Origin of the sequence: Marinobacterium sp. MBR-109, assembly GCF_040547565.1 — a bacterium.
Lineage (GTDB): Bacteria > Pseudomonadota > Gammaproteobacteria > Pseudomonadales > Balneatricaceae > Marinobacterium.
In genome coordinates, this window is the sequence record NZ_JBEPPZ010000009.1 from 1 (window position 1) to 24112 (window position 24112).

Below are 24112 nucleotides of genomic sequence, written 5' to 3' on the forward strand. Positions count from 1 at the left end.
GAATGCACAGGTCATGATGGCTGTCTGGCGATCATTGAAAGCGATAAAGGGCTCTGTCACTCCGACGAGCCACGTTAATCCGACAGACTGCTAGAGCTACCTGATTCGGTCTACAGGGAAGTCGTGGTTCCACCGTGCCGTATTTTTTATCGTGAGGATGAGCAGCGGGTCTTCGTCCTCTATGTCATGCGAGAAGAGCGGCAGCTTCGTGCATACATGCTTGGAAACAGCTAACCAGGCACCTGGCGCTCCGATCCTGTCATCAACCCAGATTGACGACCAGCAGGTCAGCCTTAACGGTGTTAACCAGCTTGGGGACTGAGCTGAAAAAGCGGCTGATCAGGCTGTGGTGGTGGCCGCAGACAACCAGGTCGATATCACTGGCCTCGACCAGACCTTCCACCTTCATATGTAAATCACCAATGACCGTCATGGTCTCAGTCACCGGGTAGCCACACGCGTCAGCAAGCGTTTGTAGTTGCGCCTGCAAATCTGCTTCATCTGCTGGATATGCCCTCAGGTGGTCCGTTTCGACATACACAATCGACAGCTTGCTGTTGGCCGGTTTGGCTTGCTCGAAGGCCTTGTCGATCAGTGTCTTGCTTGTTTCAGACAAGTCCACTGTGACCAGAACATGTTGGTAGCTCATCATTTTTCTCCCAGTCAAAGGTTTCGGCATCTGTCACAAGCTTAGCAGTTCAGTACCATGGTGGCCGTTGGCCCTTTAACGGTACAATGGTGGTTTTCACCGACCAATCTTGGCAGGACCTATTTGAAAATCCCCGCACGCCTACAGCCCCTCGCCGATGACGGCGTAATCGATGAAGTCATCAGCCGCCTCATGAGTGGTAAAGAGGCCGATATCTATATTGTTCGGTGCGGCGATACCATTCGCTGTGCCAAGGTTTACAAGGATGCGGTCAAGCGCAGCTTCAAAAAGGCGGCGCAGTATCAGGAGGGGCGCAAGGTGCGCAGCGGGCGCCAGGCGCGTGCCATGGAAAAGCGTTCAAACTATGGCCGCAAGCAGCAGGAAGAGGTCTGGCAGGACGCTGAAATCAACGCACTGTCGACACTGGCAAGAGCCGGTGTACGGGTACCTGAAACCTATGGCTGCTTTGATGGTGTGCTGTTGATGGAGCTGGTCACGGATGATGCCGGTGATGTCGCACCGCGGCTGGCGGATGTGTCGATGTCGGAAGAGCAGGCCATTGAAGATCATGCCCTGATGATGCATTACGTGATGCTCATGCTGTGCGAGGGCATTGTGCACGGTGACCTGTCCGAGTTTAACGTGCTGGTGGATGATTACGGCCCGGTGATCATCGACCTGCCGCAGGCGGTGAATGCCGCCTCCAATAACAGTGCGCAGGCCATGTTCGACCGCGACGTGAATAATATGCGCCGCTATTATGGCCAGTACGCACCGGAGTTGTTGAATACCCGCTACGCGAAGGAAATGTGGGCGATGTTCGAAGAGGGTGAGTTGACCCCGGACTCTGAACTGAGCGGTGAGTTTGAGGATGACAGTGACGATTCTGACGTAGATGCCGTGCTTGAAGAGATAAAAGCGGTGCTGCAGGAAGATCAGCAACGTAAAGAGCGACTGCGCGAAGCGGCCGAATCATCAGATCAGTAACGCTGTGCCAGGCATCTGTGGATGGCTCCCACATTAACCCCAGTTCCCCCCGTTTCCGAATTTTCTGCTAGCTTGCCATGTGAAAGGCGCTGAACCTTTCGGCTCGGTACCGCAATACCGAGCCTGAGCGCCTTTCTGAACTGGCAACAACAGGAGAGCAGGATGACTACGGACGCGAAGCACGCCGTTTTATACCGCATGATGACGCCCGAGCATCAGTGCCCCTTTGGGCGGAAGACGCTGCACACCCTGCGGCAGGCCGGATTCGATGTTCAAGACCACCACCTGAGTTCACGTGAAGAGGCTGATGCTTTTAAAGCTGAGCATGACGTGGATACAACGCCGCAGGCGTTTATCAACGGTGAGCGTATTGGTGGCTATGAGGAGGTGCGAGAGTACGTGGGCAAGCCACTGCCCGACCCTGATGCCACCAGCTATCGCCCGGTTGCCGCACTGTTTGCGATGACGGCCCTGACCGCGCTGGCCCTGAATGTCGGGGTGAATGGCAGCCTGATATCAGTACAAACGGTAGAGTGGTTTATTGCGCTTTCGATGGTGGCTCTGGCGTTGCTGAAGCTGCAGGATGTCGAGAGCTTTTCCACCATCTTTCTCAACTACGATCTGCTCGCGCGGCGCTGGGTACCCTATGGGTATATTTATTCTTACGCCGAGGGCCTGGCCGGTGTGCTGATGGTGGGTGGTCTGCTGAACTGGGTGTCGATCCCGATTGCACTCTTCATCGGTAGCGTGGGCGCAATGTCGGTGTTCAAGGCCGTTTACATTGATAAGCGTGAGCTCAAATGTGCCTGTGTCGGTGGCGCGAACAGTGTCCCCCTGGGCTTTGTGTCGCTGACGGAAAACCTGATGATGGTCGGCATGGCGCTGTGGATGTGGTTCGCCCACGGCTGGTTTTAGCACTCAGGCCGGGTGATGAGCAGGGGCACAGTGTGCGTTGCCCTGGCGGCTTTTTGCTGGGGAGTGTCAGGCGGTATCGCCGGTATTCTCATAACCGGGGGCTGGGGTGCGCTCGTGGTTTCATTCTATCGCGGTGCCATCGGGCTGTTGATTGTGCTGGTGTGGCTTGCTTTGCAGCCGCGTGGCAGCGGGTTTTCAAATCCTCGTGTGTGGTTCTGGTCAGTCATTGCCGGTATTGGCGTTGCCGGTAACTTCTCGTTTTATTTCCTGAGCATCGCACAGGGCAGTGTCGCGGTTGCGGCCACCTTGATGTACAGCGCACCCATATTCGTCTACCTCGTGTCATTCACCCTCAGGCTGGAACGGCCATCTGCGCGGAAGTGGGCCGCGATCGCGGTGGTGATGCTGGGTATCCTGCTGCTGACTCGGGTTTACGATATCGGTACGAGCGCTGTCACGTTTGTAGGTGTGTGGGCGGGTCTGCTGGCGGGCCTGTCTTACGCCTTATTCATTTTCGGGTTCAAGTACGCTGCACCTCACGCCAGCCCGCAGGGGATACTTGTTATCGCATTTGCGGTAGTTGCCATACTCCTGCTATGGACAGGCGAGCAGACTCAGATCGCGGCAGCCCTGAGTTCATCGGATTGGCCGCTGTTTGTGGGGTTGGGTGTGCTTGGGGCGGGGCTGTCGTTCGTTCTTTATATTATCGGGTTAAACCGTACGGCATCGACTCTGGCCTCAATTGTGGCAATGGTTGAACCGGTCACGGCAGCATTGTTTGGTGTTGTGGTTTTGAACGAGCAGCTGGCAGGGCCGCAGGTTCTGGGCATGGTGCTGATACTGGTGACCGTGACGGCATTGAGTCTGTACTCACAGCGGCAGCGCCGGCCTGTCATCAACCCCGGGCCCAAACGGTAAATGGGCCAGGGCGATTCGCAAGCGATACCGTCCGCTTTATAATGGCCAGCACATATCGGACAGACGTGGGGACGACCCCACCTCTCTATTTCCAAACGGGGACGGCCCCAGCGTGTAAGGGGTGCTCTATGAGCTGGTTGATTCTGTGTGTGGCAGGCTTGTTGGAAATAGGCTGGGCGATCGGTCTGAAGTATACCGAGGGCTTTACCCGGCTCTGGCCGACCGTGGCCACGGTGCTGTCGTTGCTGGTGAGTTTTGCGCTGTTGGGCATCGCCATGCGCTCGCTTCCTGTGGGTACCGCCTACGCCGTATGGGTCGGCATCGGTGCTGTTGGCACCGCCGTGCTGGGCATGTGGCTGTTTGGTGATTCAACCGAACCGCTCAGGCTTGTCAGCCTGGGGCTGATCTGCGCCGGTATTGTGGGCTTGAAGCTGGCGCATGGTTGACGCGCCGACCGTATCTTTTCTGTAGTGAATTTTCTTGAACGGAGACACCATGAGTTTGAGCTGGAGCTTGAGTGAAAATCTGAACCCCTTCGTACCAGAAGAGAAGGGTGAAGGCCTGTGTTTCCACGCTGCACAGTCGTCAGTGGTTGATGATGTGGCGGTGAAAGATGCCATTGAAGCAGCACTTGAGCGGGCGATTGGATATCTCGACGCCAACGTCAAAAACGAATCGCTCTACTTTATGGTGGAGTGGGCGTTGCCCAGCTCAACCCTTAGGCTGGCCGTGACGGACGAACGCAAGTGTCAGGATTCTTCCGAGGTTGTTAGCTGTCGTTTTTCCGAGCTGAACCAGCAACTGCACCAGGGCGGTGATCTGCAAGCCGAAGCTCAGGCGCTCTCTGACAAGGTCAAGTTCTGGGCCAAGGATTATCTGTCGACCAATACCGAGTTCATGAACTACTCACTGGTGGCGCTGTACACGGACGGTACGCGGGCTGAGGCGAAGTTGCTCTAAAATACAGCCCAGGCATTATAAACGTGACTACAGGGTAATTGGATGCAACCACTCCCGCTTGCAAGATTGCTGGATCAGATCGAACAGATCGCCTTTGAAGCCGGTGAGGCGATCATGCAGGTCTACGCCGGTGAGTTTGATGTGACCCAAAAGCAGGATGAGTCGCCGGTGACGGCGGCTGATATGGCGGCCAATGATGTGATTCTGCACTGCCTGGCGCAGTTGAAGCCGGCCATGCCGGTGTTGAGCGAGGAGTCGGTGGACGCCTTTGCCGGCCCGGATCATGCCGGGCGCTACTGGCTGGTAGATCCGCTGGATGGGACCAAGGAGTTCATCAAGCGCAATGACGAGTTCAGCGTCAATATAGCGCTGATCGAACAGGGGCGGCCTGTTCTGGGTGTGGTACATGCGCCTGCGTTGGGTCTGACCTGGCTGGGTGCAGAGGGCGTAGGTGCCTTCAAGCTGGATGCGGTGGGGGTACGGCAGCCGATACAGGTGGCCGAACATCAGCCCGGAACGCCCTGGCGAGTGCTGGGAAGCCGCTCTCATCTGGGGCCGAAAACGCTGGCATGGATGGAAGCGCTGGGTGACTTTACGCTGACCCGCATGGGGTGTTCGATCAAGCTGTGCATGGTGGCCGAGGGATCAGCTGACCTGTACCCGCGGCTGGGGCCAACATCGCTCTGGGATACAGCGGCGGCTCACGCAATCGTGAATGCAGCCGGTGGCAGCATCAAGACCCCAGAGGGTGAAGTGGTCAGCTATGCCGATCCGGGCAGGACCCTGAACCCCTGGTTTGTGGTCTATGGTGGCTCACAGCCCTGAACAAAAAGCCCGCGAAAGCGGGCTTGTTTAAATCGGGACAGGCGCAGGCGTCAGTGCTTTTCCGGCAGGGTGACATTCAGCTCCAGAATGGAGCAGTCTTCATCCAGATTGACCTGCACGTCCTGCGGCGATACATCCACATACTTGGCAATCACGGCCAGAATTTCCTGCTGCATCTGCGGCAAATAGTCAGGCTGGCTGCGCTGTGAGCGTTCGTATGCGACCAGTACCTGCAATCGCTCCTTGGCAACGCTGGCCGAGGACTGCTTTTTTTGTCGAAAATAACTCAGAATACCCATCAGCCCTTCCGTCCAAATACCCGGCTCAGGAAGCCTTTACGCTGCACATCGAGGAAGCGGTGCGCCCGGTCCTCGCCGAGGAAACGTGCAATTGCATCGTCATAGGCCTGTCCGGCATCGCTGTCGTCGTCCATGATCACCGGAACGCCCTGGTTGGATGCCTTGAGTACGGCTTCTGATTCCGGAATAACACCCAGCAGCGGGATCGCCAGAATGTCTTTCACGTCTTCAACGCTGAGCATTTCGCCAGCCAGAACCCGTCCCGGGTTGTAGCGGGTCAACAGCAGGTGTTCTTTTACGCTGCCGCCCTGTTCGGCCTTGCGCGACTTGCTTTGCAGTACACCCAGAATACGGTCGGAGTCGCGTACCGAGCTGACCTCGGGGTTGGTGACGACAACAGCGGTATCGGCGAAATAGAGTGCCAGTTGGGCGCCTTTTTCGATACCCGCAGGCGAGTCGCAGACAATGTAGTCAAAAGTTTTGGCCAGTTCGTTCAATACCGTTTCAACGCCTTCAACGCTGAGCGCGTCTTTGTCACGGGTTTGTGAGGCGGGCAGGATGAACAGATTGTCGGTGCGCTTGTCCTTGATCAGGGCCTGATTCAGAGTAGCTTCCTGATTGATCACATTGACGAAGTCGTAGACCACGCGGCGCTCGCATCCCATGATCAGGTCGAGGTTGCGAAGACCCACGTCAAAGTCGATCAGAACGGTTTTGAATCCGCGCAGGGCAAGGCCGGTACCGATAGCGGCACTGCTGGTGGTCTTGCCAACGCCTCCCTTGCCTGAGGTGACTACGATGATTTCAGCCATGCGTGTGTGTCCGTGTAAATGGATCGATGTTAATTAAAGTGCGACTGTATCCAGTCGTGAACCGCTGAGCAATGCCTGAGCAGGTTTCTGCCAGTGCTCGGTTTGCAGATCTTCGCTGGTCTTGAAATAGCCGGCGATGGAGATCAGTTCGGCCTCAAGGCTCTGGCAGAAAATGCGCGCGTCTTCGTCGCCACTGACCCCCGCCATGGCACGACCACGCAGCGGCCCGTACACATGGATATGACCGTCGGCCATCACTTCGGCACCGGCCCCAACCGATGACAGAATCACCAGATCACTGCCACGGGCATAGATCTGCTGGCCGGAACGTACCGGCGTGGTCACGATTTTGGCGGCGCGGGCCGGAGCAGGTTCCGGTGCCGTTTCAGCTTCTGCAGCGGGCTGTCTGGGTGATGGTTCAGTGGCTGGCTCCGGTGCCGGCTCGGCCACCCGGCGCTGCTGGCTGAAGTCAGCCAGTTGCAGCTGCGCACAGAGTTCGGTGGCGCTGCCCGGCTCGGCCTTGAGCCCTACCGGCATGAGTGTCTGCTCGCGGCACAGCTCAATCAATGCCTGTACTTCAGCGGCACCGGGCAGTTGTGGCAGCTGCTGAAGATTCAGCACCACCGGCATACCGTTGAACAGCATCGGGACGCGTGCAGCGTGGGCCGCCAGCTGGGGTGCCAGCAGAGCCGGGTCTGATTCAAGCAGGATCAGCTCGTTCAGGGCCGCACGGGTGCTCTTGAATTGAAAGCCGGTGCCGGCGGTGGATTTGGATTCAGCCTGGGCCATAGTCTGTAACGCTTCACTTCGCTGGTTGCGCTGGGGTGTCAATGTGGTGTCAAAGGCGCTAACAATACCATGGAGCGCGGGGTGGCTGACAGGGGGCAAATGGCGACGGCGGTTTTTTGATCTCGGTCAATGGTGTAATATGCGCCATCACTTCTAAACAGGAATCGATGTCACGATGAAAGCCGTCCGCTGGATTCTGGGCCTGATTGTTATGGCTCTGCATTTTCTGACTTTGCCACGGCGTGGCAAGCGCACCCCGCAGCATCAGCAGCAGGTTGAAGAAGCGCTGGGCAGTCATTCCCTGTATCAGCTGCCAACCTGTCCGTTTTGCGTCAAGGTGCGCCGTGCCATGCGTCGCCTGAACCTGCCGATCGAGCTGCGTGATGTGCGCGCCGATGGTCGTCACCGTCAGGATCTGATCAATGGCGGCGGTAAAATGAAAGTGCCTTGTCTGCGCATTGACCATGAAGATGGCCACAGTGAGTGGATGTACGAGTCTGACGAAATTGTCACCTACCTGCAGCGTCGTTTTCCGCTGGAGCCCTGAATTCTCAGGGCTTTTCACTAAAGTTATAAAAAACATATTTTTTATTCCATCGATTCTGGCTATAGTTGTGGGCAGAGATTGGCCTGATTGAGGAGCCCCGCGATGGATTACCTGCCGCTGTTTTTTGACCTGCGCGAGCGTGACGTGCTGCTGATTGGCGGTGGTGATGTGGCCTTGCGCAAGGCGCGCCTTCTGGTACGCGCCGGAGCCCGCATTACGCTGGTGTCGCACCGTGTCCTGCCAGAGCTGGAGTCGCTGCTGGAACTCAATCAGGGGCTGGTGATTATCGGCGAGTATCATCCTGAGCTGCTGGATGGCAAGGTGCTGGTACTGGCGGCTACCGATGATGATCAGCTCAATGAGCGTGTGCATTACGATGCCGTTGCTCAAAACGTGCCGGTTAATGTCGTCGACAGCCCTGCGCTCTGCACCTTCGTGTTTCCTGCCATTGTTGACCGCTCCCCCATCGTGATCGGCATCAGCTCAGGGGGGCAGTCGCCTGTGCTGGCGCGGCTGCTGCGGGCCAAGCTCGAAACCTGGATACCCACCGGCTACAGCCGCCTTGGCCAACTGGTTGGACGTTTTCGCGATAAAGTCAAAGCGCGCTTTGGCAGTGTTAACGAGCGCCGAGTATTTTGGGAGTCGGTGCTGCAGGGGCAGGTGGCCGAGCGGGTATTTGCCGGTCAGGATGACGCGGCCGAGGCGTTGCTGGAACAGCAGATCGAGCAGGGCAATGCGCAGCACCAGGTAGGAGAGGTGTATCTGGTGGGGGCGGGCCCCGGCGATCCCGAGCTGCTGACCTTCAAGGCGCTGCGGCTGATGCAGCAGGCGGATGTGGTGCTTTATGATCGTCTGGTCTCGCCTGACGTGCTGGACTTGTGTCGCCGTGATGCCGATCTGGTATTTGTTGGCAAGCAGCGGGACAACCATGCCGTGCCACAGGAGGGGATCAATCAACTGTTGATCGATCACGCCCGTGCAGGCAAGCGGGTGGTGCGTCTGAAAGGTGGCGATCCGTTCATTTTCGGTCGCGGCGGCGAAGAGCTGGAGCGGTTGAAGCAGGAAGGGATTCCCTTTCAGGTAGTGCCCGGCATTACCGCTGCCAGCGCCTGTTCAACCTATGCCGGTATTCCGCTGACCCATCGTGATTATGCCCAGTCGGTCAAGTTCGTCACCGGGCAGCTGAAAAATCGCACCTCAGAGCTGGATTTCGCTGAGCTGGTGCATCCCAATCAGACCATCGTGTTCTATATGGGTCTGCATACGCTTGAGAAGCTGTGTGACGGCCTGGTCTGCCATGGCAAGCCTGTTGATACACCGGTTGCAATCGTGTCCAGAGGAACGGCGCAGGACCAGCGTGTTCTTACCGGAACGCTGAGCACCATTGTGGCGCAGCAGGCCGAGGCGCAGCTGCCGGCACCCTCGCTGGTGATTGTAGGCGAAGTGGTGGCGTTGCAGTCGCAGCTGTCCTGGTTTGGAGAAGCCGAGAACCGCACCTGAGCGGTTCCCGTCAGTCTGAAATCAGCCGTGCAGCATCTGACCGACCAGATAGCTGCCGGCAAATCCCACACTGTATGCGACCAGAATCAACCCCGAATACCGCATGAAGCTGATAAAGGTGATCGCCTCCACCTTGCTCATGGCAACAATCCCGGCGGCCGAGCCGATCACCAGCAGTGAACCGCCTACACCCACAGCGTAGGTCAGCGTCAGCCAGCTGGCGGTACTCATGGCGATTTCAGACTTGAGCAGTGCAGCGGTCAGCGGCACGTTGTCCACCAGTGAGGACAGCAGTCCCATTACGTAGTTGGCCGCTGTGGTCGGCATCAGCTCGTACACCCGCACCAGCGAATCCAGCACGCCGATCTCCTTCATCATGCCGACCAGCAGCAGAATGCCGAGGAAGAACAGCAGGGTATCGAACTCGATGACGCGGATGTAGTCGAGCAGGCTTTCACGCTCGTCTTCCTCGTAGCAGAGGCGACCCACCAGAAACATGATCGACAGGCCGAACAGGAAGGTCAGCAGAGGCGGTACCCCCGCGATCACGTTGAGGATGATGGTGGAAAAAATGGTGAGCAGAAAGATCACGGCGATCATCTTGCCCACCCGGTCATCACGCCGCGGTGTTGGAATGATCTCGACCTCCCCCTTGAGCTTGAGAGACAGCAGTGTGGCGAGCAGCAATACGCTGATCAGCGCCGGCAGGCTGAGCCAGAGCAGGTCGTCGATTTCCACCTTGTGCTGCATGAAGATCATCAGCGTGGTGACATCGCCGGTGATCAGTGCAACACCGCCCGAGTTGACTGCAAATACCACCAGTACGGCGAAACGCACCGTTTTCTTGACCTCCATCCGCAGCGACAGTACCAGTGCAATCGAGATCAATGTTGCGGTGATGTTGTCCGACAGGGACGAGAAGAAGAAGGCAAAACCGGCCACCAGAAACATCAGTTTGCGTTCGCTGAGTCGGCGCGGTAACACCTTGTAGATCAAGGTTTCGATCAGCCCCTGATGGTTGAGAAAGGCCACAAAGGTCATGGCGGCCATCAGGAACAGCCAGAGACTGGCGATCTCAAGGATGTTTTCATTCAGCTGTTCCTGCACTATGGCCGCATCGGCACCGTGCTGAGGAAACAGAAACAGCAGTATCCAGGCAAGTGTGCCGAGAAAAAGCGTGGTTTTCGCCTTGTTGATGTGTACCACATCTTCCAGCACGATCAGCAGAAAGGCGAGACCTGCCAGCGTGATTAATAGTGTTTGCATCGGCCTGACCGAGCCCCCAGAATTGTGAGAAAGCGAAATTCTACGCCTCTGTCCGTTGCGGCAACAGGGGCAAGAAGCCGCAGCAGGCGAATTTGGTTCGGAAGTACAGGTGCAAGAGAATCAGGAACAGGATGGCTGGTGGGTGTATATGCTGCGGTGTGCCGACGGCAGCCTCTACACGGGCGTGACGACCGACCCGCAGCGGCGGCTGGCACAACATAACGGCGAGCGGGCGGGCGGTGCCCGCTATACCCGTTGTCGGCGCCCTGTGGCGCTGGTCTGGCAGGAGTCGGGGCACGACCGCAGCAGTGCCCACAAGCGTGAGGCGGCACTCAAACGCCTGCCCCGTAACCGAAAGCTGGCGTTGGTGGATACCTGATCAGAACTCTACACGCACGCTCTGGGCGCAGTTGCGAGCCTTTTCGCGTGCTTCTTCAACGCTTTCACCGCGGGCCAGCGCAACCCCCATGCGGCGGCGGCCATGGATCTCAGGCTTGCCGAACAGGCGCAAATCGGTATCCGGCGTAGCCAGTGCAGCCTGCAGGTGGCCGAAGCTGGTCTGGGTGGACTCGCCCTGTGGCAGTATGACAGCTGAAGCCGATGGACCATGCTGACGGATCACCGGAATCGGCAAGCCAAGTATGGCGCGGGCATGCAGCGCAAACTCGGACAGGTCCTGTGAAACCAGCGTCACCATGCCGGTATCATGCGGGCGGGGCGAGACTTCACTGAACAGCACTTCGTCACCCCGGATGAACAGCTCCACCCCGAACAGGCCATGCCCGCCCAATGCGTCTGTGATCTTCTCGGCAACCGTCTGTGCGGCTTGCAGGGCTGCATCGGTCATCGCCTGCGGCTGCCAGGATTCGCGGTAGTCGCCATCCACCTGAATATGGCCAATCGGTTCGCAGAAGCTGGTGCCGCCAATGTGACGCACGGTCAGCAGGGTGATCTCATAATCGAACTCAACAAAACCTTCCACAATGACACGGCCACCCCCCGCGCGACCGCCTTCCTGGGCGTAGTGCCAGGCGGTGTCGATCTGATCCGCCTCACGCAGGGTGCTCTGCCCCTTGCCGGATGAGCTCATAATCGGCTTGACCACACAGGGCAGGCCGATTTCGGTCACCGCCTGACGAAATTCATCCAGAGTGCCGGCAAAGCGATAGGGGGAGGTGGTCAGGCCAAGTTCTTCTGCGGCAAGGCGGCGAATGCCTTCGCGGTTCATGGTGAGCTGGGTGGCGCGGGCGGTCGGAATGACCGTGAAGCCTTCCTGTTCCAGTTCGGCCAGCGTATCGGTGGCGATGGCCTCGATTTCGGGCACGATCAAGTGGGGTTTTTCCTGCTCGATGACGGCACGCAGGGCGGCACCATCCAGCATGGAGATCACGTGTGAACGGTGGGCAACCTGCATGGCGGGTGAGTTGGCGTAACGGTCTACCACGATCACCTCGACCCCCAGACGCTGAAGTTCGATTACGACTTCCTTGCCCAGTTCGCCGCCGCCGCACATCAGTACGCGGGTGGCCGTGGCGGAAAGAGGGGTCCCCAGAGTGGTCATGGCATGCTCCTGAATGAAAAAGTTTCACGCATTATAGAGCCGGGCAGACTTGTTAGGCCACCGGATTGACTATACTGGGAGGGAAGTTGGTTGCTGTGTCTCGTTATCACCATGCCCACCGGGCATGGCCATCAGCCGGAATCTTTTCCGGCCCTGTCAGGCTGCCTCCGTTGCGGAGGCAGCCTTTCTTTTTCTACAGGCTATCAGTTGGCGCGAGCGGCGCGGCGTGACGGCTTGTTGCTGTTGCTGGTGCTGCTGTTACTGCTGCGCGAGCGGCGCGGCGCAGATGCGTCGGTCCAGGGGCGCAGGTCCAGTTTCTGGCCACACACACGAGCCCGCTTGAGCTTCTGAATCTGCTCGCTGCTCAGGTTGGATGGCAGGTCGATGCAGCTGAACTCGTCAGCGATGTTGATGCGACCGATCAGACGGCTTTCCAGGTTGGCTTCATTGGCAACGGCACCCACAATATTGCCCGGCTTGACGCCGTGCAGGTGACCAACGCCGATCCAGTAGCGCTCCATGCCGTCAGCAACGGGATCGTTACGACCCGGTTTGCCACGGCTGCGTTCCGGGCGCTCGCCACGTTCCGGGCGTTCACGTACCACACGGTTGGGATCGGGTTCGTTTTCGTTCATCCACAACGGCTTGTCACTGTGCATCAGGGCCAGTGTCGCGGCCAGCATCTGCTCATGGGTCAGCTCGGAATTCTGCTGCAGGGAATCGATCACCGGCTGGTACTGGCTCAGATCAGCCGATTCAGCGGCGGCCAGAATTTTCTTCTGCAGACGTTCGGCGCGCAGGGCATTGATCTCCTTGGCGCTCGGCATCTGCAGGGTTTCCAGCGGCTGGCGAGTGGTGCGCTCAAGCTGTTTGAGCAGGCGCTGTTCACGCGGTGCCACGAACAGGATGGCATCGCCGCTGCGTCCGGCACGACCGGTACGGCCGATGCGGTGGATATAGGATTCGTTATCGTACGGGATGTCGTAGTTGATGACGTGGCTGATGCGCTCAACGTCAAGGCCGCGGGCAACCACGTCAGTGGCGATTACAACATCCAGCTCGCCTTTTTTCAGCTTGCTGACGATGCGCTCACGCTGAACCTGGGCGATATCGCCATGCAGGGCTGCAGCCGGGAAGCCGGCGCGGGTGAGTTCTTCAGCCAGGCTTTCGGTCGCGGTTTTGGTGCGGACGAAGACCAGTGCGGCTTCATGCTCATGCATCTCAAGAACACGCGTCAGGGCCTGAGTCTTGCTCATGCCGCGAACCGTCCACACGCGCTGGCGAATGGTGCTGGCCGTTGCGGTCTGTGACTGGATTTTGATCACGGCCGGGTTGTTCAGGTAGTTTTCCGCGATGTTGCGGATCGCCTGCGGCATGGTGGCCGAAAACAGCGCGATCTGACGCTGTGCGGGCGTGTGCTGAAGTACCCATTCCACATCGTCGATAAAGCCCATGCGCAGCATTTCGTCGGCTTCGTCGAGTACCAGTGCCTGCAGTTTGTCCAGCTGCAGCGTGCCGCGACGGATATGGTCCATCACGCGTCCCGGGGTGCCGATGATGATCTGGGCGCCACGGCGCAGGCCGCGGATCTGGGTGTCATAACCCTGGCCACCGTAGATCGACAGGGTACGCAGCCCTGGCAGATGGTGGGCGTATTTCTCACAGGCAGTCGCAACCTGCAGAGCCAGTTCACGGGTCGGTGCCAGAATCAGAACCTGAGGGTGAGTGGCGGCGGTGTCAATACGCTGCAGCAGCGGCAATGCGAATGCTGCAGTCTTGCCGGTACCGGTCTGAGCCATGCCAAGCAGGTCCCGCCCCTCCAGCAGTGGCGGGATACTCCTGGCCTGAATCGGCGAAGGGGTTTCGTAGCCAACGTCGGCCAGAGCGTTGAGAATAGGAGCGGACAGTCCCAAATCGCCAAAGCTGGCGGGGCTGGTTTCAGTGTTGGACATGCTGTGAGTATTACCTGGGTCATAGAAGAGGAGGAAAGCCGCGGGAGTGTGTTGCTCAGGTGCCGCCTTCCTGAAATAAGGTGATAATTGTACGCACTTCGGCGGCAGGAGTCCACCGCCTCAGCGTGTGGACTCACTGAAATGGTTATAGATGCTGATCAGTTCGTCTTCGCTGAAACGCACGATCACCAGCTGTTGGCCGGGGTGAATCACATCAGGGTTTTGTCCCAGCAGCCCCTGTTGGTGGTTATAGACCCAGGTCTGCTCAACCTTGTCATGCAACAGTCGGCCCAGCCATGAACTGCGACGGTCTTCCAGCAGCGTATCCGCATCTTCAGGAATGGCTACGCTCAGGACCCGAGAGCGCTCATTGACACGGATGCCTCGGGCAAAGGTTTCGATCAGCCCTTGGCGCAAGATTCCCCACAGGCCATGACGGTCTACGGGCTGGACGGAGTGGATATAGAACACCTCATTGGCGGAACGGTCAGGGTCCTGCAGCAGTTCCTGCAGTCTTAGCCGATCCAGGGCCAGCTCCGGGGCCGGCTGACCGGCGTTGTCTGTGGATCGGGCAGGCATGTCGACGGCGAAGCTGCTGGCGTTGCCGTCCTCATCAAGCGCTTCCTGCTCGGCCTTGATCGCCTCTCTGGCAGGCAGGCTCAGAAGCTGCTCGCCGGTAACAAAATGGCGCGCATTGTCCATCTCGATCACATCCGAGGACGCCTGGCGGGTCAGGCTCTCAATATGGGCCTGTGCTTCGGAGCGCGTCTGTTCCGACACTTCAGGTGGCTGGTCAGGACGCGGTGCAGGTGTTGATGTGTCGGGCTGAAGAAACATGTATATAGCCGCACTTAATATCACAATGATCAGGGCGATAATGAATCGCTGCATCGGTCATACTCCTGCTGATGTTTACTCCAACCATAGATGAGAAGTCGATTCGGTAAAAGCGTTCAATTTTGTTGCGGCTGCTGTCACAATCCACAGTTGCAAGGCTGGGGTGTCCGGCTGTCGAGAGGAGGGTTCGTCATGCGATCCGATAATCACGATGACTTCATGCAGCAGATGCTGGCAGAGGGCGTCAGTCGCCATCATTATGCCGATACGGCGCGCGACCATGCTTCCGTGCGACCTTTGCGTGTTGACCCGAACAAGAGCATTCGGCGTCAGCTGGCTGAAGGTGCCCCCGAAGGGCTGACGCTGGCTCCACTGGAGTGGTTGCATCCTGCTGACCCGATCAGCTGGAAGCGTGACGGGGTGCAGGAGGGCGTGTTTCGAAATTTGCGCCTTGGCCGTTACAGCACGGATGCCTGTTTGAACCTGCAGCACTGCAGCCTGGCTCAGGCCCGTGATGAAGTGGCAGGCTTTGTACGCCAGAGTGCCGAGCTGAATATTCGGTGTGTACTGATTCAGCAAGGGCGTGCCCGGCGTCCGGATGAGCATGCCAATCAGCTCAAGACCTACCTCAATCATTGGCTGCCCGAGCTGGATCAGGTCATGGCATTTCATTCGGCACCGTCGCATCATGGCGGAACCGGAGCGGTGTATCTGATGTTACGCAAGAGTGAACAGGCACGGCAGGAAAACCGGGAAAAACACCAGAAGCGACGTTGATCGGATGCAGTCGATTGCATCGAGAGTCAAAAGTCGCTTTACTGAGTGACAAATCGAGACGATCAAGGAACTCTGAACATGGACTCGATGTTCGTTCAGCAGCTCAGACGCAGCCGCCATCTGGTTGTGTTGTTGCTGTTGCTCAACATGCTGACACTGGCACTGCTGGCCGGTGGTGAATACGGGGCAGGGGTTGTGGCCCTGCAACTGGTGCTGCTGATGGGTACGTCTGCGCTGTTGTTCATGTTGCGTAATCGCAGTATGACGGCCGCTGTGACTCACGCGCAGGAACCGGTACTGGCACTTGACCCCAACACCGGCATCGCAACTGAAAACTGGTTCCGGCATATGCTGGCGCTGGAGTGTCGGCGTGCAGTGAGGGAGTTTGCTCCTCTGACCGTGATGCGTATCAGCCTGGGCGAACATACCAAACGTGAGCACCTGCTGGAGGTGATCCGGGTATTGAGCGAAGAGCTGTCCCGCCCGGGCGATCTCATCGGTTGGGAAACCGACTTGGATCTGGGGGCAGTGCTGCCCTGTACCAATGAACATGCCGAGCAGCTTACCGAGCGTTGCTACCGGCATATCCGTGAACACTCGTCCAACCCTGACCTGTCGGTCTGGCTGGTGGCACAGACCTATCAGCCGCGTGGAGATCTCAATCTTAGCAAGGTCAGTCAGCAACTGGAGCAGAAAATGCTTGAGGCGAGGCAGGAAGCGCCGGGTGTTTTCTATTCCGCCGAAGCGGCAACCGACCCTGCAACGCCCAGCATGACCTACACTGACGGATGAGCCCACAGCCGTTGCTGGAGCAGCTGCAGCGTCAGCTGAAACAGTCGCGTCAACGATTGCTGATCTGGGTGCAGGGCGAACAGGAATGGTGCCACCGCCAGCTTGAAACGGCATTGGCACCATTGTGCACCGGCGAGGGTGTGCTGCTGGGACAGCCGCTGACAGCTGCCGCGCACGATATTCCATGCCTTAAGGCCGCCGAACTGCCCCGTGTTCTGGGTACAACACTCGACTTTGCCGTTGTTGATGCGTATGCCGGTTTCAACCCCAACGCCTTTGGTCAGCTGTGTGGCACGGTTCGGGGTGGTGGAGTGCTGTTGCTGCTTACGCCTGCTGCTGACCAGTGGCGCGGGTATGCTGATCCCGAGTACGCATCCCTCTGTGTGGAGCCCCATGCGCCCACCGATCTTGAAGGTCACTTTCTGCATCATCTCTGCAGCATTCTTGAGTGCAGTGATCAGTTGCTGCGCTGGAGTGAAACCGGAGCTGATTGGCCGCGATTGCCTCAGACCGTCAAGCCTGAAACTGTGGAACCGCCTTGCCTGAGCCCTGATCAGGCCGAGGCCGTAGCGCGTGTGCTCGCGATTGCCAATCAGCGCCGTGCTGCACTGGTACTGACCGCAGACCGAGGGCGGGGCAAGAGTGCGGCGCTGGGGATAGCGGCGGCTCGTTTGTTACGGCAGGGAAAGCGAATCGTGCTGACAGCTCCCTCTCGTGCCGCGACGGGTGCCGTGTTTGAGCGGGTACAGGCGCTCGCGCCGGATTGTATGCCGCAGCTGCTGTTTGCCAGCCCCGACGAGTTGCTGCATCAGTCAGTGAAGGCTGACCTGCTGCTGGTTGATGAAGCCGCCGCCATTCCAACGCCTGTACTGGTCGAACTGCTGCAGTGCTGTCCGCGGGTCGTGTTCTCGACCACGCTGCATGGCTATGAAGGTAACGGGCAGGGTTTTGCGCTGCGCTTTCGGGATCAGCTTGAGCAGCGTCGACCCAATACCCCAGAGTATCGACTCGAAACACCGATTCGGTGGGCCGGGCCAGACCCGCTGGAGCAGCTGAGCAACCGTATGCTGTTGCTGGATGTGGATACACAGCCGCCTCCGCAGCCGGATCAATCACTGCTGCTGGAAACCATTGATCAGACACGCTTGAGTCATGAGCCGGCACTGCTGCGTGACCTGTTTGCCCTGCTGTTGCTGGCCCACTATCGCACAACACCCGGAGACCTGAGGATTCTGCTCGACAGCCCCAACCTTCAGATTCATGCCCTGATGCAACAGGGGCAGCCGTTGGCCTGTGTGCTGGTGGCAGAAGAGGGTGCGCTGCCGGGCGCGCTGGCACAGGCGGTGTGGGAGGGACGGCGTCGGCCGCGGGGACATCTGTTGCCACAAACCCTGATCGCGCAGGAAGGCTGGGATGAGGTGGCTCCCTGGCGAGCCTGGCGCATCATGCGTATCGCCGTACACCCCTCATTGCAGCAACAGGGGCTGGGCGCCCGCCTGCTGGCTGAACTGGAGCGGATGGCGGCGGTGGCCGGGGTTGATTATCTGGGCGCCAGTTTTGCAGCTTCGGAGTCTTTACTGGCCTTTTGGCATCGCTGTGGCTATCACCCGGTGCGTCTGGGCGAGCAGCGTGATCCGGTTGCCGGTACTCATGCACTGTTGGTGATCCGGCCGGTCAGTGACCAAGTGAGCCGATGGCTGCCCAGGGCGCAACACTGGTATGGCCAGAGTGTGCTGCGACGGCTGCCAGGGGCGTTGCAGGATCTTGAGCCTGAGCGCTTGCCGTTGCTGCTGGCCGGTCTTTGGCAACCGGCCGTGGCTGACGAGGATACGCTGAAGCGCCTCAGAGGGTTTGCCCAGGCTCAGAGGACGCTGGAAAGCAGCCTGTTGCCACTGAGCTGGCTACTGGAGCAGACGCTGCCTTGCTGGAATCAGGCCGGTATAGGCTGTGATGATCAGCGCCTGCTGTGCGAGCGCATTCTGCGTCAGCAGCCGGCAGCCGCCGTTGCCGTGCCCGATGGCAAACGCGCCCAGCTGCAGCAGCTGCGCAATCTGTGTAATCAACTGCTGGCGCTGTTGCCCTCGGCCTGATCCAGAGGGCTGTCATTATGCTGGCACAGTCAAAGGTTCAAGGCTCATTCAGATTCAACTTCTATACTGTAGTCAGATGATGCCAACAGGAGTGCAGCTGCAAAAGTCTGCAGTGCAATCCAACACCGGGCCTGAATGGCCCTTAAGGATCGGAGATGGCAATGAAAAAACTGACCTTGATACTATCGGCGTGTCTGATGTCGATGCCGGTCATGGCGGACAGGCCCTCATGGGCTGGTCCTGATGGAAAACCTCAGGAGGAGTGGCCCGAGCGGGTACGTCAGCCTGCTCAGGAACGTGGCGCTGAGCGCTGGCAAGAGCAGCGTGAAGAGCGTTATGAGCGCCGCTCGGATGACCGTGTTGACGGTTTCTTGCCCATGACCGAACGGGAGCGACGCCTGCTGCGTGACCAGGTTCTGGAGGAGCGCTATGGTGTTCGTTCTGAACCGGGCAAGATGAAGTCTTTGCCACCGGGCCTGCAGAAAAAGCTTGCTCGCGGTGGTGAGCTGCCGCCGGGATGGCGTGACAAGGTGCGTCGCGGTGAAGTGCTGGACTCGGATCTCTATCGCAGAGGCGAGCGCTTGCCCCGGCATTACCTGGAACGTCTCGGCCACGATTCTGAGGCGGCTGAGCTGATTCTGTTGGGTGACAGCGTGGTACGTGTTGCCCAAGGGCGTGGAACCGTACTGGATATTATCGACTTGACCGACAAGGCACTGGAAATGCTGGGTCGATAAGCGGCGTACTCAAATACAAAAAACCGCGCCAGCTGACAAGGCAGGCGCGGTTTTTTTATGCCCAATTCAGCTGGGATCAGCTGACCTTGCGCTGTTCGGCCACCTGCTTCAGTACTTCCTGTTGAGCGGCCAGCGCGGCCTTGGCATCGGCCTTGAACTGGGCCGCTTCCAGCTGGTGCTTGTTCAGCAGCTTGTAGAAGTCGGTCCGGTTGCGCTGGGCAATACGGGCGGCGTGGGTCACATTGCCTTCCGTAATCTGCAGTACCTTGATCAGGTAGCGTCGTTCAAAATCAGCGCGTGCTTCATTGAACGAGGGAATGACACGCTCCTGATTGGTCAGTGCCTTGGAAACCAGTCCTTCAGGAATGATCGGTGACGGGCTCAGTGCCACCACCTGTTCCATCACGTTTTCCAGCTGACGGACGTTGCCTGGCCAGGCCGCCTGAGCCAGCAGATGAAGCGCGCCCGGAGAGATGCCACGGACCTTGCGGTTGTGTTTCTGAGCAGCCTGAGTAAGGAAATGGCGGGCCAGCAGCGGGATATCTTCTGGCCGTTCGCGCAATGGTGGCAGTTCAAGATTTACCACATTGAGGCGGTAATACAGGTCCTCACGGAACTCCTGGCTCAGCATGGCCGCTTCGAGATCGCGGTGAGTTGCCGAGATAATACGCACATCCACCGGCACGCTCTGGGTCGAGCCAACCGGGCGGATGGTCCGATCCTGCAGTACACGCAGCAGCTTTACCTGCAGGGCGACCGGCATATCACCGATCTCATCCAGAAACAGGCTGCCGCCCTGTGCCGCACGGAACAGGCCTTCATGCTGGTTAACCGCACCGGTGAACGCGCCTTTGGTGTGGCCGAAAAGCTCGGACTCCAACAGCTGCTCGGGCAGAGCGCCACAGTTGATGGCGATGAACGGTTGGTCTGCACGGGCACTGGCCTGATGGATCGCACGGGCAACCAGTTCCTTGCCACTGCCGCTGGGGCCGGTGATCAGTACGCTTACATCGGAAGCGGCTACACGCTGAGCCTGGTCCAGCAGCTGCTCCATGCGTGCGCTGTGGCTGATGATGCCGGCGCGCCAGCTTTGGTCACGGTGGCGCTGTGACGTGTTGAGGGCCGCACGCACGGTATCCAGCAAATGATCCTTGTCGATGGGTTTTGACAGGAAGCCGAATACGCCTTTCTGGGTTGCTTCCACTGCCTCGGGTATTGATCCGTGGGCGGTGATAATGATCACGGGCAAGTCGGGCTGCTCCTGCTGGATGCAGGAGAAGAGCGTCAGGCCATCCATGCCATCCATCCGCAGATCAGTAAGAACCAGGTCAAAGCTGTGCTGGCGAGTCAGGTCCAGAGCCTCTTCGCCACTTTCGGCACAGCTGATGTCGTAACCGGACGCCTGCAGGCGCATTTCAAGCAGGCGCAGCAGGGCGGTATCGTCATCGACCAGCAGGATACGGGGGGTTGACGTCATCTGTCAGTGCTCCTCACGCTGTCGCGTTATCTGTCGTTCCAAATCCGTCAGGGCATCGACCTGACGCTTGAGTTCCTGATTATCCAGCTCCAGTTGTTGAAGCTGTTGCAGGGTGTTCAGCTGCTGTTGCAGTTGGCGCAAACGCAGCTGCAGATACTGATCGGCACGGCAGTTAACCCCGACGGGTCGCAGTTGCAGTGCGCTGAGCATTTCCAGAGCACGAGCCACATGTTGTGGCGACTGCCCGGGTGTACTCAGTAACAGAGGATAGAGAGTTTTTGGCTGTCTTGCTTCTGCGTCGATCAATAATTGTTGTTTGTCGTTAAGTGTAGACGAAATAAAACGATGTTCATATTTTAACCAGCCAAGCAGCTGATCATTATCAATATGGCACTGCTGCGTCATGCTTGTGACCGACTCAGCATTTGAGCCGGATGGCAGTATTGGCTGGCAACCCGCCAGCAGCAACAGCGCAGACAATGCAGCTAAGGCTCGCGATAACATGGCTCAGGCATCCTCAGGCGGCAGTATCAGGGTGAAGGCGACCCGTGCATTTTCATTTTCACTCAACGCCAGGGTCGCGCCCAGCGCTCGGCTGGCCTGCTGTGCGATGCTCAGGCCGATGCCGGAGCCCTTCAGTGGCCCGCGGCGGCGATTTTTGCCCTGATAGAAGGGCTCGAACAGCATGGGAATATCCTCGTTCGGTATCAGAGGACCGCTATTGGCGACGGTCAACTCCAGGGCGTGGCCATTGCGACAGGCTGAAACCGATAAAGTGCCCTGTTGTTCCGCATAATGCACGGCATTTGAAACCAGATTGGACAGCACCCGCTGCAACATCTGAGCATCGGTATGGCAGCTCTCGAACTCGAAACGGGTACTGACATGCAGCTGCTTCTGTTCGATCTGCAGCTTGAAGGGCCTGATTATACGCTCCACCAGCGGTGGCAGCACCACATTCTCCAACTGCAGCTGCCCCGGCTGCTGCAGGCGATTGTAGTCGAGCAGCTGTTCAATCAACTCCTGCAGCGTCAGGCTGTTCTGTTGCAGCAGCTGAATGATTTCGCGCTGGTTGGCATTGAGCGGTCCGGCCAGTTCCTCTGCCAGCAGGTCAGCCCCTTCACGCAGGGTGGTCAGGGGGGTCTTCAGCTCGTGGGATACATGCCGCAGAAACCGGACCTTGTCCTGCTCCAGTGACTCAAGGTGCTGCGACAGCCAGTTCAGCTGGGTGTTCACCTGTGCCAGCTCTTCCGGGCCACCCAGTTCCGGCTGTGGGTTGCGTTCCCCTTCGCCGATGTTGCGAATATGGCGGATAAGCTGCTGTACCGGGCGGTTGATTCGACCGCTGAAAAACAGGATCAGAGCCGTGGAGGTGGCGATCAGCAGCACTGCAAGCCAGCCGGTACGAAGCTGCTCCTGCTGCACGCGCTGTTCCAGCAGCTCAAGCCGGTCATTGAAGCTGGCATCACTGGCTCTGATCAGCTGTTGCGTTTCATGCATCAGCTGCTCAAGGCGACCGCTGGCAAAGCGGGGCGGTTGTTCCAGGGTGGACAGCTGCCGCAGATCGGCCAGCAGTTGATGCAGGTCCAATCGCGACAGGGGGGATGCGGCAGCACTGTCAGCCAGATCCAGTAACGCGGCGTAATCGTTCAGCTTATGTTCCAGCCGCTGACGCAACTCGACCCGGTTGACGATATCGTACTGCCGGGCGGCACGGATGATATCTTCCGTCAAAATGCGCAGCTGTTCATTACGCTGGCTGCTTTCCAGCATTTCCCGTGCCAGCAGGCGTGCCTGTGCGGACTGGGTGACCAGTGCGTTGCCTGACTGGTATACAAGCACCGCCAGCGGTACTGCGGCCAGAAAGAAGGCGAGCAGAACCAGCTGCTTGAGAGAGTGGGTATGCCAGGGCAGAGCGATCATCGTTCCGGGAGGGGCCTTGTTGCAGAGCGGCAAAGTAAGGGTTCAAGAGAATGTATTATAAATCAGACGGGTATGAACCTTGGGTGAACGGGGCCTGACGCATCCGGATGCTGCGGGCGTGGGCAGTAGCCGAATGCGTCAGTGAAGAGGGCTACTCAAGCCTGAAGCCTACTCGAATGACAACCTGATAGTGCGCAATCTTGCCGTCTGCGATATGTCCGCGCATCTCCTTGACCTCATACCAGTTGAGGTGATCAACAGTCTCGGCAGCTTTGGCAACCGCATTACGAATGGCATCATCGTGACTGTCGGCGGAAGAGCCCGCAATCTCAATGATCTTGTAGACATGGTCCGACATGAAAAATCTCCTTCTGAAATAACGTGATCTCAGTGTAGGTCAAAATCCATAACGGGCCAGATTATGGGGCGGATCATATCGCCCTTGGCCAGAAGGTATTATCCTTAAACCGATGATTTCGTTTTGAGAACAAGGATGCACGCCGTGAGCGATACACTCAGACGACCCATGTTACTGCTGTTCAGCCTGCTGCTGGCTGGCTGTGCAGGTATTGCCCATCAGTCTGCCGAACCTCGCAACTTCTGGCGAGGAACGCTGGTGCAGAATGCCGAAGGGTACTGGTTTGAGCCTTGTGGCCTGACAGCGCGCCACCCGGTTGCCCTGCTGGGTGAACCACTCGCGCGTGAGTATGCGCGTCAAAGTCTGGGAGATGGCTGGCCTGTCTATATCGAGGCATTCGGCCGAGTATCAAGCGAGGGGGTTGAGCTGACCCAGCCGTTGCTGGTCGGCGGATCACTCAAGGCCTGTGATGTTCATCTGTCGGGAATCAAACTGCGGGCCGTTGCCACACGCGACAACGCCGTTTTTGATCTGCGCGAACAGCAGATTCGAGTGCACTATCGCGATAGCCTGCGTCAGCTTGGATTCAAGCGTCCAGAGGGTGAGCGCCTGGGGGCTGTGCGGCGCTGGCAGCAGACGATGACTACCGGGGGAGGCCGGCGCAAACATCAGCTGCTGATGGAAATTGAGAAGCGCGGTTGCGAAGGGCCTCGCGGGGGGTGGTACGCCTTGACCCTGTCGGCGGAGGTGGATGGTCGTTTTTACGATGGCTGTGCGCGTTTGGGTGACCTGGAGCAGTGGCGGCTGTTTACTCACTACCGGACTTCAGATGCGCTCACCACGCGTCGATTGAGCCTGCAACTGGAGCCGGACGGCAAGGCGCATCTGCTGGAAGACTATCTTAATGAGCAACCGGTGATTGAGCGCAGTGGGCGCTGGCAGCAGACCAATACAGGCAGGCTGCAGCTGCGGCTTGATTCAGAAGGGGCTTCGGGCAGTGATTCGATACTGACATTTCAGCTTGATCTGGAAGGGCGGTTGAAACTCACCCACTTCCATCCCGCCTATGGCCGTGAGCTGGAGCTGCTGCCTGCAGGGGAGGCCATGATGCAGCATCCCGAGCTGGACTGGTGGCGCTAGC

At 58.4% G+C, this 24112-nt stretch carries 26 protein-coding genes; 14 read left to right on the forward strand and 12 right to left on the reverse strand.

The window, feature by feature from the left end:
* Positions 1 to 262: 262 nt before the first annotated feature.
* On the reverse strand, positions 263 to 649 hold the full coding sequence (locus ABIE60_RS12095) for a universal stress protein (protein ID WP_354469649.1): 387 nt from the start codon (positions 647 to 649) through the stop codon (positions 263 to 265).
* 123 nt (positions 650 to 772) lie between these two features.
* On the opposite strand from ABIE60_RS12095, the gene ABIE60_RS12100 reads away from it, so the two are divergent.
* The 6 genes from ABIE60_RS12100 (at position 773) to cysQ (ending at position 5254) form a co-directional block, all read left to right on the forward strand.
* Positions 773 to 1636 (forward strand): PA4780 family RIO1-like protein kinase, encoded by an 864-nt coding sequence (locus ABIE60_RS12100; protein ID WP_354469650.1) that lies wholly within the window; start codon positions 773 to 775, stop codon positions 1634 to 1636.
* Between the two features lie 162 nt (positions 1637 to 1798).
* The gene (locus tag ABIE60_RS12105; protein ID WP_354469651.1) at positions 1799 to 2551 is read left to right on the forward strand and encodes a MauE/DoxX family redox-associated membrane protein; all 753 of its coding nucleotides are present in this window, start codon (positions 1799 to 1801) and stop codon (positions 2549 to 2551) included.
* A 15-nt stretch (positions 2552 to 2566) separates the two neighbouring features.
* On the forward strand, positions 2567 to 3469 hold the full coding sequence (locus ABIE60_RS12110; protein ID WP_354469652.1) for a DMT family transporter: 903 nt from the start codon (positions 2567 to 2569) through the stop codon (positions 3467 to 3469).
* A gap of 128 nt (positions 3470 to 3597) precedes the next feature.
* A complete protein-coding gene (gene sugE, locus ABIE60_RS12115) occupies positions 3598 to 3915 on the forward strand; it encodes a quaternary ammonium compound efflux SMR transporter SugE (protein ID WP_354469654.1) in 318 nt (105 codons plus the stop codon).
* 49 nt (positions 3916 to 3964) lie between these two features.
* The gene (locus tag ABIE60_RS12120) at positions 3965 to 4429 is read left to right on the forward strand and encodes a hypothetical protein (RefSeq protein ID WP_354469656.1); all 465 of its coding nucleotides are present in this window, start codon (positions 3965 to 3967) and stop codon (positions 4427 to 4429) included.
* Positions 4430 to 4471: 42 nt separating this feature from the next.
* Positions 4472 to 5254, forward strand: a complete 783-nt coding sequence (cysQ, locus tag ABIE60_RS12125; protein ID WP_354469657.1) for a 3'(2'),5'-bisphosphate nucleotidase CysQ — start codon at positions 4472 to 4474, stop codon at positions 5252 to 5254.
* Positions 5255 to 5304: 50 nt separating this feature from the next.
* Here cysQ and minE read toward each other — a convergent pair whose 3' ends face one another.
* From minE to minC, 3 genes are read right to left on the reverse strand one after another with little or no spacing between them, the layout of a single operon-like run.
* Positions 5305 to 5553 (reverse strand): cell division topological specificity factor MinE, encoded by a 249-nt coding sequence (minE, locus tag ABIE60_RS12130; RefSeq protein ID WP_354469659.1) that lies wholly within the window; start codon positions 5551 to 5553, stop codon positions 5305 to 5307.
* A complete protein-coding gene (gene minD / locus ABIE60_RS12135) occupies positions 5553 to 6365 on the reverse strand; it encodes a septum site-determining protein MinD (RefSeq protein ID WP_354469660.1) in 813 nt (270 codons plus the stop codon). The genes minE and minD overlap by 1 nt, the downstream gene beginning before the upstream one ends.
* A 33-nt stretch (positions 6366 to 6398) precedes the next feature.
* A complete protein-coding gene (minC, locus tag ABIE60_RS12140) occupies positions 6399 to 7154 on the reverse strand; it encodes a septum site-determining protein MinC (RefSeq protein ID WP_354469662.1) in 756 nt (251 codons plus the stop codon).
* A gap of 175 nt (positions 7155 to 7329) precedes the next feature.
* Here minC and ABIE60_RS12145 point away from each other — a divergent pair, with 175 nt between their 5' ends.
* Together ABIE60_RS12145 and cysG are read left to right on the forward strand one after the other, a co-directional pair.
* On the forward strand, positions 7330 to 7701 hold the full coding sequence (locus ABIE60_RS12145; RefSeq protein WP_354469664.1) for a glutaredoxin family protein: 372 nt from the start codon (positions 7330 to 7332) through the stop codon (positions 7699 to 7701).
* Positions 7702 to 7803: 102 nt separating this feature from the next.
* Positions 7804 to 9201, forward strand: a complete 1398-nt coding sequence (gene cysG / locus ABIE60_RS12150) for a siroheme synthase CysG (RefSeq protein ID WP_354469665.1) — start codon at positions 7804 to 7806, stop codon at positions 9199 to 9201.
* Positions 9202 to 9222: 21 nt separating this feature from the next.
* Here the strand turns inward: cysG and nhaD are convergent, their stop codons facing one another.
* Positions 9223 to 10467, reverse strand: a complete 1245-nt coding sequence (gene nhaD, locus ABIE60_RS12155) for a sodium:proton antiporter NhaD (protein ID WP_354469667.1) — start codon at positions 10465 to 10467, stop codon at positions 9223 to 9225.
* A gap of 109 nt (positions 10468 to 10576) precedes the next feature.
* On the opposite strand from nhaD, the gene ABIE60_RS12160 reads away from it, so the two are divergent.
* A complete protein-coding gene (locus ABIE60_RS12160) occupies positions 10577 to 10846 on the forward strand; it encodes a GIY-YIG nuclease family protein (RefSeq protein ID WP_354469669.1) in 270 nt (89 codons plus the stop codon).
* On the opposite strand, the gene purT is transcribed toward ABIE60_RS12160, so the two are convergent.
* The 3 genes from purT to ABIE60_RS12175 form a co-directional block, all read right to left on the reverse strand.
* Entirely contained in the window at positions 10847 to 12028 is a 1182-nt protein-coding gene (gene purT, locus ABIE60_RS12165) for a formate-dependent phosphoribosylglycinamide formyltransferase (protein ID WP_354469671.1), read from the reverse strand. It lies immediately after the preceding gene.
* A 203-nt stretch (positions 12029 to 12231) separates the two neighbouring features.
* Positions 12232 to 13980 carry a DEAD/DEAH box helicase gene (locus tag ABIE60_RS12170; protein WP_354469672.1) on the reverse strand — a complete coding sequence of 583 codons (1749 nt, stop codon included), beginning with the start codon at positions 13978 to 13980 and terminating at the stop codon, positions 12232 to 12234.
* Between the two features lie 120 nt (positions 13981 to 14100).
* Positions 14101 to 14871: a hypothetical protein gene (locus ABIE60_RS12175; protein ID WP_354469674.1), complete on the reverse strand. Its 771-nt coding sequence runs from the start codon at positions 14869 to 14871 to the stop codon at positions 14101 to 14103.
* A gap of 138 nt (positions 14872 to 15009) precedes the next feature.
* Between ABIE60_RS12175 and smrA the strand changes: the two genes are divergently transcribed.
* The 4 genes from smrA (at position 15010) to ABIE60_RS12195 (ending at position 19213) form a co-directional block, all read left to right on the forward strand.
* Positions 15010 to 15594: a DNA endonuclease SmrA gene (gene smrA / locus ABIE60_RS12180; RefSeq protein ID WP_354469675.1), complete on the forward strand. Its 585-nt coding sequence runs from the start codon at positions 15010 to 15012 to the stop codon at positions 15592 to 15594.
* A 78-nt stretch (positions 15595 to 15672) separates the two neighbouring features.
* Positions 15673 to 16386, forward strand: coding sequence for a nucleotidyl cyclase domain-containing protein (locus ABIE60_RS12185; RefSeq protein WP_354469677.1), 714 nt, complete (start codon positions 15673 to 15675; stop codon positions 16384 to 16386).
* Complete coding sequence (locus ABIE60_RS12190; RefSeq protein ID WP_354469679.1) at positions 16383 to 18476, forward strand: tRNA(Met) cytidine acetyltransferase TmcA; 2094 nt, start codon at positions 16383 to 16385, stop codon at positions 18474 to 18476. The genes ABIE60_RS12185 and ABIE60_RS12190 overlap by 4 nt, the downstream gene beginning before the upstream one ends.
* A gap of 155 nt (positions 18477 to 18631) precedes the next feature.
* On the forward strand, positions 18632 to 19213 hold the full coding sequence (locus ABIE60_RS12195; RefSeq protein WP_354469681.1) for a hypothetical protein: 582 nt from the start codon (positions 18632 to 18634) through the stop codon (positions 19211 to 19213).
* A 76-nt stretch (positions 19214 to 19289) separates the two neighbouring features.
* Here ABIE60_RS12195 and ABIE60_RS12200 read toward each other — a convergent pair whose 3' ends face one another.
* The 4 genes from ABIE60_RS12200 to ABIE60_RS12215 form a co-directional block, all read right to left on the reverse strand.
* The gene (locus ABIE60_RS12200) at positions 19290 to 20690 is read right to left on the reverse strand and encodes a sigma 54-interacting transcriptional regulator (protein ID WP_354469682.1); all 1401 of its coding nucleotides are present in this window, start codon (positions 20688 to 20690) and stop codon (positions 19290 to 19292) included.
* A 3-nt stretch (positions 20691 to 20693) separates the two neighbouring features.
* Entirely contained in the window at positions 20694 to 21194 is a 501-nt protein-coding gene (locus tag ABIE60_RS12205; RefSeq protein WP_354469684.1) for a hypothetical protein, read from the reverse strand.
* Between the two features lie 3 nt (positions 21195 to 21197).
* Positions 21198 to 22613 (reverse strand): HAMP domain-containing sensor histidine kinase, encoded by a 1416-nt coding sequence (locus ABIE60_RS12210; RefSeq protein ID WP_354469686.1) that lies wholly within the window; start codon positions 22611 to 22613, stop codon positions 21198 to 21200.
* Between the two features lie 151 nt (positions 22614 to 22764).
* Positions 22765 to 22971 (reverse strand): dodecin, encoded by a 207-nt coding sequence (locus tag ABIE60_RS12215; protein WP_354469688.1) that lies wholly within the window; start codon positions 22969 to 22971, stop codon positions 22765 to 22767.
* A gap of 144 nt (positions 22972 to 23115) precedes the next feature.
* Between ABIE60_RS12215 and ABIE60_RS12220 the strand changes: the two genes are divergently transcribed.
* Positions 23116 to 24111 carry a hypothetical protein gene (locus ABIE60_RS12220; protein ID WP_354469690.1) on the forward strand — a complete coding sequence of 332 codons (996 nt, stop codon included), beginning with the start codon at positions 23116 to 23118 and terminating at the stop codon, positions 24109 to 24111.
* The last annotated feature ends 1 nt before the right edge of the window (position 24112 follow it).

Coding starts and splice junctions, on each gene's coding strand:
- ABIE60_RS12170 (WP_354469672.1), bottom strand. CDS start 13,980: ATGTCCAACACTGAAACCAGCCCCGCCAGCTTTGGCGATTTGGGACTG.
- ABIE60_RS12185 (WP_354469677.1), top strand. CDS start 15,673: ATGGACTCGATGTTCGTTCAGCAGCTCAGACGCAGCCGCCATCTGGTT.
- sugE (WP_354469654.1), top strand. CDS start 3,598: ATGAGCTGGTTGATTCTGTGTGTGGCAGGCTTGTTGGAAATAGGCTGG.
- minD (WP_354469660.1), bottom strand. CDS start 6,365: ATGGCTGAAATCATCGTAGTCACCTCAGGCAAGGGAGGCGTTGGCAAG.
- cysG (WP_354469665.1), top strand. CDS start 7,804: ATGGATTACCTGCCGCTGTTTTTTGACCTGCGCGAGCGTGACGTGCTG.
- ABIE60_RS12095 (WP_354469649.1), bottom strand. CDS start 649: ATGAGCTACCAACATGTTCTGGTCACAGTGGACTTGTCTGAAACAAGC.
- minC (WP_354469662.1), bottom strand. CDS start 7,154: ATGGCCCAGGCTGAATCCAAATCCACCGCCGGCACCGGCTTTCAATTC.
- purT (WP_354469671.1), bottom strand. CDS start 12,028: ATGACCACTCTGGGGACCCCTCTTTCCGCCACGGCCACCCGCGTACTG.
- nhaD (WP_354469667.1), bottom strand. CDS start 10,467: ATGCAAACACTATTAATCACGCTGGCAGGTCTCGCCTTTCTGCTGATC.
- ABIE60_RS12145 (WP_354469664.1), top strand. CDS start 7,330: ATGAAAGCCGTCCGCTGGATTCTGGGCCTGATTGTTATGGCTCTGCAT.
- ABIE60_RS12175 (WP_354469674.1), bottom strand. CDS start 14,871: ATGCAGCGATTCATTATCGCCCTGATCATTGTGATATTAAGTGCGGCT.
- ABIE60_RS12105 (WP_354469651.1), top strand. CDS start 1,799: ATGACTACGGACGCGAAGCACGCCGTTTTATACCGCATGATGACGCCC.
- ABIE60_RS12120 (WP_354469656.1), top strand. CDS start 3,965: ATGAGTTTGAGCTGGAGCTTGAGTGAAAATCTGAACCCCTTCGTACCA.
- cysQ (WP_354469657.1), top strand. CDS start 4,472: ATGCAACCACTCCCGCTTGCAAGATTGCTGGATCAGATCGAACAGATC.
- ABIE60_RS12210 (WP_354469686.1), bottom strand. CDS start 22,613: ATGATCGCTCTGCCCTGGCATACCCACTCTCTCAAGCAGCTGGTTCTG.
- ABIE60_RS12190 (WP_354469679.1), top strand. CDS start 16,383: ATGAGCCCACAGCCGTTGCTGGAGCAGCTGCAGCGTCAGCTGAAACAG.
- ABIE60_RS12205 (WP_354469684.1), bottom strand. CDS start 21,194: ATGTTATCGCGAGCCTTAGCTGCATTGTCTGCGCTGTTGCTGCTGGCG.
- ABIE60_RS12200 (WP_354469682.1), bottom strand. CDS start 20,690: ATGACGTCAACCCCCCGTATCCTGCTGGTCGATGACGATACCGCCCTG.
- ABIE60_RS12215 (WP_354469688.1), bottom strand. CDS start 22,971: ATGTCGGACCATGTCTACAAGATCATTGAGATTGCGGGCTCTTCCGCC.
- ABIE60_RS12195 (WP_354469681.1), top strand. CDS start 18,632: ATGGCAATGAAAAAACTGACCTTGATACTATCGGCGTGTCTGATGTCG.
- minE (WP_354469659.1), bottom strand. CDS start 5,553: ATGGGTATTCTGAGTTATTTTCGACAAAAAAAGCAGTCCTCGGCCAGC.
- ABIE60_RS12110 (WP_354469652.1), top strand. CDS start 2,567: ATGAGCAGGGGCACAGTGTGCGTTGCCCTGGCGGCTTTTTGCTGGGGA.
- smrA (WP_354469675.1), top strand. CDS start 15,010: ATGCGATCCGATAATCACGATGACTTCATGCAGCAGATGCTGGCAGAG.